This is a genomic window from Amycolatopsis sp. NPDC102522, from assembly GCF_055584485.1.
This window is the reverse complement of sequence record NZ_JBVJLY010000015.1, coordinates 136,496-142,673: the sequence shown is the minus strand read 5'-3', so window position 1 is coordinate 142,673 and position 6,178 is coordinate 136,496. Positions and strand designations below refer to the sequence as shown.

The 6,178-nt window shown below is 69.3% G+C and carries 7 protein-coding genes; 1 reads left to right on the top strand and 6 read right to left on the bottom strand.

The window, feature by feature from the left end:
- Positions 1 to 970: 970 nt before the first annotated feature.
- From ACZ6YV_RS29820 to leuC, 3 genes are all read right to left on the bottom strand, one after another.
- Positions 971 to 1,639: an HU family DNA-binding protein gene (locus ACZ6YV_RS29820; RefSeq protein WP_465512761.1), complete on the bottom strand. Its 669-nt coding sequence runs from the start codon at positions 1,637 to 1,639 to the stop codon at positions 971 to 973.
- Positions 1,640 to 1,892: 253 nt separating this feature from the next.
- Complete coding sequence (gene leuD / locus ACZ6YV_RS29815) at positions 1,893 to 2,495, bottom strand: 3-isopropylmalate dehydratase small subunit (protein WP_465512760.1); 603 nt, start codon at positions 2,493 to 2,495, stop codon at positions 1,893 to 1,895.
- 49 nt (positions 2,496 to 2,544) lie between these two features.
- Complete coding sequence (leuC, locus tag ACZ6YV_RS29810; protein ID WP_465512759.1) at positions 2,545 to 3,963, bottom strand: 3-isopropylmalate dehydratase large subunit; 1,419 nt, start codon at positions 3,961 to 3,963, stop codon at positions 2,545 to 2,547.
- A 79-nt stretch (positions 3,964 to 4,042) separates the two neighbouring features.
- Here leuC and ACZ6YV_RS29805 point away from each other — a divergent pair, with 79 nt between their 5' ends.
- Complete coding sequence (locus ACZ6YV_RS29805; protein ID WP_076162773.1) at positions 4,043 to 4,744, top strand: IclR family transcriptional regulator; 702 nt, start codon at positions 4,043 to 4,045, stop codon at positions 4,742 to 4,744.
- A 92-nt stretch (positions 4,745 to 4,836) separates the two neighbouring features.
- Here the strand turns inward: ACZ6YV_RS29805 and ACZ6YV_RS29800 are convergent, their stop codons facing one another.
- From ACZ6YV_RS29800 to ACZ6YV_RS29790, 3 genes are all read right to left on the bottom strand, one after another.
- The gene (locus tag ACZ6YV_RS29800) at positions 4,837 to 5,229 is read right to left on the bottom strand and encodes a hypothetical protein (protein WP_378241755.1); all 393 of its coding nucleotides are present in this window, start codon (positions 5,227 to 5,229) and stop codon (positions 4,837 to 4,839) included.
- Positions 5,230 to 5,291: 62 nt separating this feature from the next.
- Positions 5,292 to 5,396 (bottom strand): hypothetical protein, encoded by a 105-nt coding sequence (locus ACZ6YV_RS29795; protein ID WP_465512758.1) that lies wholly within the window; start codon positions 5,394 to 5,396, stop codon positions 5,292 to 5,294.
- 111 nt (positions 5,397 to 5,507) lie between these two features.
- Positions 5,508 to 6,170 carry a winged helix-turn-helix domain-containing protein gene (locus ACZ6YV_RS29790; protein WP_378241759.1) on the bottom strand — a complete coding sequence of 221 codons (663 nt, stop codon included), beginning with the start codon at positions 6,168 to 6,170 and terminating at the stop codon, positions 5,508 to 5,510.
- Positions 6,171 to 6,178: the final 8 nt, after the last annotated feature.

The following is a 6,178-nucleotide window of genomic DNA, read 5'->3' as shown; positions in this document are numbered from 1 at the left end:
GGGTTGGGGGCTCGTGGGGGGCGGCGCCGGCGCGTGGTGGGGTGGGTGGTTTGTGTGGTCGTCGATGGCGGGGGTCCCGCCGCCCCCCCCCCCCCCCCCCCCCCACACCGGCGCCCCGGGAAGCACGACTGTCCTACCCCTCACCTCTCGCGGGGATGGCCCGAGCGCGAAGGGATGGTCCGGTGGGCGGGAGGCGTTGTGCCCGGCGGCGATGTCGGTCGACGCTGAGGCCTTCACGGACCTGTCATCCGGCAGGGCGAGCGGCGCCCGGCGTTCGCACCGGTCGGCCAACCCTCACGAAGAGATGCCCCCGATGTGGCATTGGGGACGTTGAGCGTCTCCAATGCCACATCGGGGGCATCGCGGCGTGGTCACGAACATGACAACTTTGCCCTGCCCCTCGAGAACCGTTCGCACCACTCACGTGTCCCGGCCGGGACACTCACTCCCGCACCACTTTCCCGGTGCGACTCCCCCACGTGGGTGACCTACCGCTACTCCGGCCGTGTGCTGGGGAAGCGAAAGTCGCCGAGTCTGAAGTGCCTGTGAGTAGGTGGATCCGCCGCGACGTGAGTTCCGACACCGCGTCAGGCGCGGGGAGCCGCGGCGCGCTGTCCAGCGGCGACACCGATCGTCTCTCCACTGTGGAGTACAAGCGGGAGTGCGGTCAGGAGGGCAGTTCGGGCGGGCGGTCCGGCGGAACGGGACGATGCGCCATCGGAGTGACCGTCCCGAAGCAATCGCCATAGGCACGCCACATTCGTCCACAGAACGCCGTGGATCCGTTCCAGGACCCTTTTTCCCCGGCGCCCCCGCTCAAGGGCGTTGCGAGGAAAGGAGACGGCCGCAACGCACTGACAGGCGCATTTCGCGGTGATCGGTCCGTCTCCGACGGGTTCCGGGCCGAAAAATGCGGCAGGGCCCCGCGCCGTGCGCGGGGCCCTGCCGTTGGCTCACTCGTGGAGAGAGCTTACTTCTTCTTCGCAGCCGCCGAAGTCCGCTTGGCCGGAGCCTTCTTGGCGGGAGCCTTGGCGGCAGTCGCCTTGGCGGCCGGCTTCGCGGCGGCCTTGGTGGCGGTCGCCTTCTTGGCCGTGGTGGCGCGAGTCGTGGCCTTGGCCGCGGTCTTCGGCGCCGCCTTGGCGGCGGTCGTCTTGGCCGGTGCCTTGGTCGCTGTCGCCTTGGCGGCCGGCTTCGCGGCGACCTTGGTGGCAGCGGCGGCGCGCGTCCGCGTGGTGGTGGTACGCGTCGCGGCCGGGCGGCTGGCGGCCGTCCGGGTCGTCGTCGCGCGGGTGGCGGCGGCCCGAGTGGTGGTGGCGGTGCCGGCGGTCGCGCGCTTCACAGCGGTGGCCTTCGGCAGCTTCTTCGAACCGCTGATGACGTCCTTGAAGGTCGTGCCGGCGCGGAAGGCGGGCACGTTGGTCTTCTTGACGCGAACGGTCTCACCGGTGCGCGGGTTCCGCGCGGTACGGGCGGCGCGGGCGCGCTTCTCGAACACACCGAAGCCGGTGATGTTCACCTTCTCGCCCTTGTTGACCGTCCGGATGATGATGTCGACAAGGCCATCGACGGCCTCCGACGCGACCTTCTTGTCGCCCAGGCGCTCCGACAGCGCCTCGATCAGCTGGGCCTTGTTGGCCATTCCAGTCCTCCAAGAAGAACTTGTTGTACACGGCCCCGTCGGCCGACTTAGCGCACACGGTATTACCAATGCAGCACAAATTCCAAACGACGCGCGGAAATTTCCCTTGCCTCGGGGGCTGTTCCGCCTCTTGAGGGACCCCTCCGGGGCCTCTCGAGGTGCCGTTCGGTGCGGTTTCGGGGCTCTGCGAAGGACCCTCGGCCGGGGTGCGGATTCCCTGCTCAGCAAGGGAATCCGCCCCCTTTGACCAGGCCTAGGAGGTGGCCGCCGGGAGGGTCACCGGCTTCCAGGAGGGGCGCTGAATCTCGAAAGTGTCGATCTCCTCCGCGTGGCGGAGTGTCAGGGCGATGTCGTCGAGCCCTTCGAGGATCCGCCAGCGGGTGTAGTCGTCGATCTGGAAGGGCGCGGTGAAGTCCTTGGCTCGTACCGTCTTCGACTCGAGGTCCACCGTGACCTCCGTCCCAGGCTCGTTTTCGAGCAGCTTCCACAGCAGTTCGACGTCCGCCTGGGCGACTTCGGCGGCCACGAGGCCCTGCTTGCCCGAGTTGCCGCGGAAGATGTCCGCGAACCGGGAGGAGATCACGGCACGGAAGCCGTAGTCCATCAGGGCCCAGACCGCGTGCTCGCGGGAGGAACCGGTGCCGAAGTCCGGGCCCGCGACCAGGACCGACCCGCTGCCGAAGGGCTCTTGGTTGAGGATGAACGACTCGTCGGAGCGCCAGGCGGCGAAGAGCCCGTCCTCGAAGCCGGTGCGGCTCACGCGCTTGAGGTAGACCGCCGGGATGATCTGGTCAGTGTCCACGTTGGACCTGCGCAGCGGGACCCCGACGCCGGTGTGGTGGGTGAACGCGTCCATGGTGGGAACTCCTTCGCGGATGTCAGCGATGTCAGCGCGGTCAGCGCTGTCAGCGGGCGGTGGCGGGCTGCAGGTCTTCGGGGCTCGACAGGGTTCCCCGCACGGCCGTCGCGGCCGCCACGAGGGGCGAGACCAGGTGCGTCCGGCCGCCCTTGCCCTGCCTGCCTTCGAAGTTGCGGTTCGAGGTCGAGGCGCTGCGCTCGCCCGGCTTGAGCTGGTCCGGGTTCATGCCGAGGCACATCGAGCAGCCCGCCTGACGCCATTCCGCGCCCGCTTCGGTGAAGACCTGGTCCAGCCCTTCGGCTTCGGCCGCCTGGCGGACCCGCATCGAACCGGGGACGACGAGCATCCGGACCGACCCGGCGACCTTGTGCCCGCGCAGGACGTCCGCGGCGGCCCTCAGATCCTCGATACGGCCATTCGTGCAAGAGCCGAGGAAGACGGTGTCCACCGCGATCTCCCGCAGCGGCGTGCCCGGCTTCAGGTCCATATAGGACAGGGCCTTTTCAGCGGCGATGCGCTCGTTCTCGTCGCCGATGCGCTCGGGGTCGGGCACCTCGGCGCCCAGCGGGAGCCCCTGGCCCGGGTTCGTGCCCCAGGTCACGAAAGGCGTGAGCTCGTCGGCGTTCAGGCGCACCTCGGCGTCGAAGACGGCGTCGTCGTCGGTGCGGAGTTCGCGCCAGTTCTCGACGGCGGCGTCCCAGTCGGCGCCCTGCGGCGCGTGCGCACGGCCCTTCAGGTACTCGAACGTCGTCTCGTCCGGGGCGATGAGCCCGGCGCGCGCACCGGCTTCGATGGACATGTTGCAGACCGTCATCCGGGCTTCCATCGACAGGTTTTCGATGGCTTCGCCGCGGTACTCGAGGACGTAGCCCTGCCCGCCGCCGGTGCCGATCTTCGCGATCACCGCGAGGATGATGTCCTTGGCCGTCACGGACGCACCGACTGTGCCCTCGATCGTGATCGCCATCGTCTTGAATGGACGGAGTGGCAGGGTCTGGGTGGCCATCACGTGTTCGACCTCGGAGGTGCCGATCCCGAAGGCCATGGCACCGAAAGCGCCGTGCGTCGAGGTGTGACTGTCGCCGCACACCACGGTCATCCCGGGCTGCGTCAGGCCCAGCTGCGGGCCGATGACGTGCACGATGCCCTGCTCGGCGTCGCCCATCGGGTGCAGCCGGACGCCGAACTCCTTGCAGTTGTTGCGAAGGGTGTCGACCTGGGTACGGGACACGGGATCCGCGATCGGCAGTTCGATGTCGATCGTCGGGACGTTGTGGTCCTCGGTCGCGATGGTGAGGTCGGGGCGGCGCAGTTTCCGGCCCGCCAGGCGGAGTCCGTCGAAGGCCTGCGGGCTGGTGACCTCGTGCAGCAGGTGCAGGTCGATGTAGAGCAGGTCCGGCTCGGCCCCCTCGCCGCGCCGCACCAGGTGCGACTCCCACACTTTCTCGGCCAGTGTCCGGGGCATTTCCGGCTCCTCACATGCGGTGAAATCGGTACTTCCCACCATCTGGACATCTCAAACTTCGGGAAGATAGTATCGGCTTGTGGGACAGCATAGCGGTATCGGAGTACTCGACAAGGCCGTGGCCGTGCTTCAGGCCGTGGCCGAAGATCCTTGTGGCCTGGCGGAACTGTGCACGCGGACCGGTTTGCCGCGCGCGACGGCGCATCGGCTCGCGGTCGGGCTCGAGGTGCATCGCCTGTTGCGCCGCGGCCCCGACGGGCGCTGGCGGCCGGGGACAGCGCTCGCGGAACTGGCGGGCGGTTCGACCGATCCGCTGCTCGACGCGGCCGGTTCGGTGCTGCCGAAATTACGCGACATCACCGGGGAAAGCGTTCAGCTCTACCGTCGCGACGGCGTCCAGCGCGTCTGCGTTTCGACCGCGGAGCCGCCCAGCGGTCTCCGTGACACGGTGCCGATCGGCTCGCGACTGCCGATGACGGCGGGATCCGGCGCGAAGGTGCTCGCCGCGTGGTCGGATCCGCACACGCAGCGGACGATCCTTTCCGAAGCCGTGTACGGGGAGCGCACCCTGCTCGAGGTCCGCCGTCGCGGCTGGGCCCAGAGCGTGGCGGAACGGGAACCCGGTGTGGCGAGTGTCTCTGCGCCGGTCCGGGATTCGACGGGCACCGTCGTCGCCGCGGTGTCGGTTTCCGGGCCCATCGAACGGATAGGGCGTAAGCCGGGGGCGCGCTGGGCCGCGGACCTGCTCGCCGCCGCGGACGCGCTGCAGGAGCGCCTCTGAAGTTCTGGACGCGAGCCTCAAGACGAGTGAAGGCCCCCTGCGGCGCAGGGGGCCTTCACCGTTTCCGGACCGTCCTGAAAGGACCCGCCGGATCAGAACTCGTCGGCCTCGGTCAGCTCGTGTTCGAGTGTGTCGGCACGCGTGACGAGGGACTTCAGCGGATGTTCGAACTCGTTCCGCAGGTTCAGATCGACCAGCGGGATCGTGTGCTTGAGCAGAGCGACACCGTCCACCACCGCCGCGCCGCCGACAGAGTCGCCGCCCGCCAGTTCGAGCAGGCGGCGCAGATCGATCTTGTCGGCCCAGCCGACCGGGGACGAGATCTCCACCCACTCCGCGCCGTCGTGGTCGGGCAAGTGGTGCAACGACACCTGCTGGCCGCGGCCCTCCCCGGTGTCGACCCGGAACCGGAGCCAGCCGTCCCGCTCTTCGAGCACCTCGTACCGCGCCCGGACGAAATTGATCACGCCTGCCCAGATGGACACCCTCGTCACCTCTCGGTTTCGCCGCTTCGTGCGCTGTCGAGCATGGCACATCCGGGGCGGCTTCAGCCGCCCGGATAGAGGCCGGCCATCGCGCGCACGGTCTCGGCCAGGTGGGCGACCAGCGCGGCGGGCTCCAGCGCCTGGGCGTCGATGCCGAGCCTGAGCAACCCGGCGGTGGCGTGGGTGGTCGTGCCGTACCGCCGCTTCAGCTACCCAAGGTCCGCCAAAACCGCAGCCGCTGTGACTCACGTGACCCGTGGGGTACCAAGCCCATCCGGCTAAAGGGGCGCCATGCGGTAGCCCGACCCCCGCACGGTGTGGATCAGCGGCGGATCCTTCAGCTTCCGTCGCAGGCGGGCGATGACGACGTCGAGCACGTTGGACGCCGGGTCCGCCATCTCGTCCCACGCGTACCGGATCAGCTCCCGCCGCGAGACCGGCCGACCGGTCGCGGCCATCAGCCGCTCCATCACGAGGTATTCCTTGCGGGTCACGGTGAGCAGCACGCCCGCCCGCGAGATCTGGTGCCTGCCGGTGTCGAGTTCGACGTCGGCGCACCGCAGGATCACCGCCTGCCCGGCCATGTCGCGGCGGCACAGGCTGCGCACCCTGGCGATCAGTTCCGGCATCGCGAACGGCTTGACCAGGTAGTCGCCGCCGCCGACGCGCAGCCCGTCGATCCGGTCGGCGACGCTGTCGCGCGCGGTCAGGAACAGCACCGGCAGCGGCCATCCCGCGCCGCGCCGGTTCCGCACGTACAGCAACGCGTCGCCCGAGGGCAGCATCCGGTCGAACACCGCGCAGTCGTAGGCGTTCACCATCAGCGCCTCGTCGGCGCCGGGCAGGTCGGCGGCGGTGTCCACCGCGAAACCGTCGCCGCGCAGGGCGAATTCCAGCGCCACCCGCAAGTTTTCGTCGTCTTCGGTCACCAGCACCCGCACACTGGAAC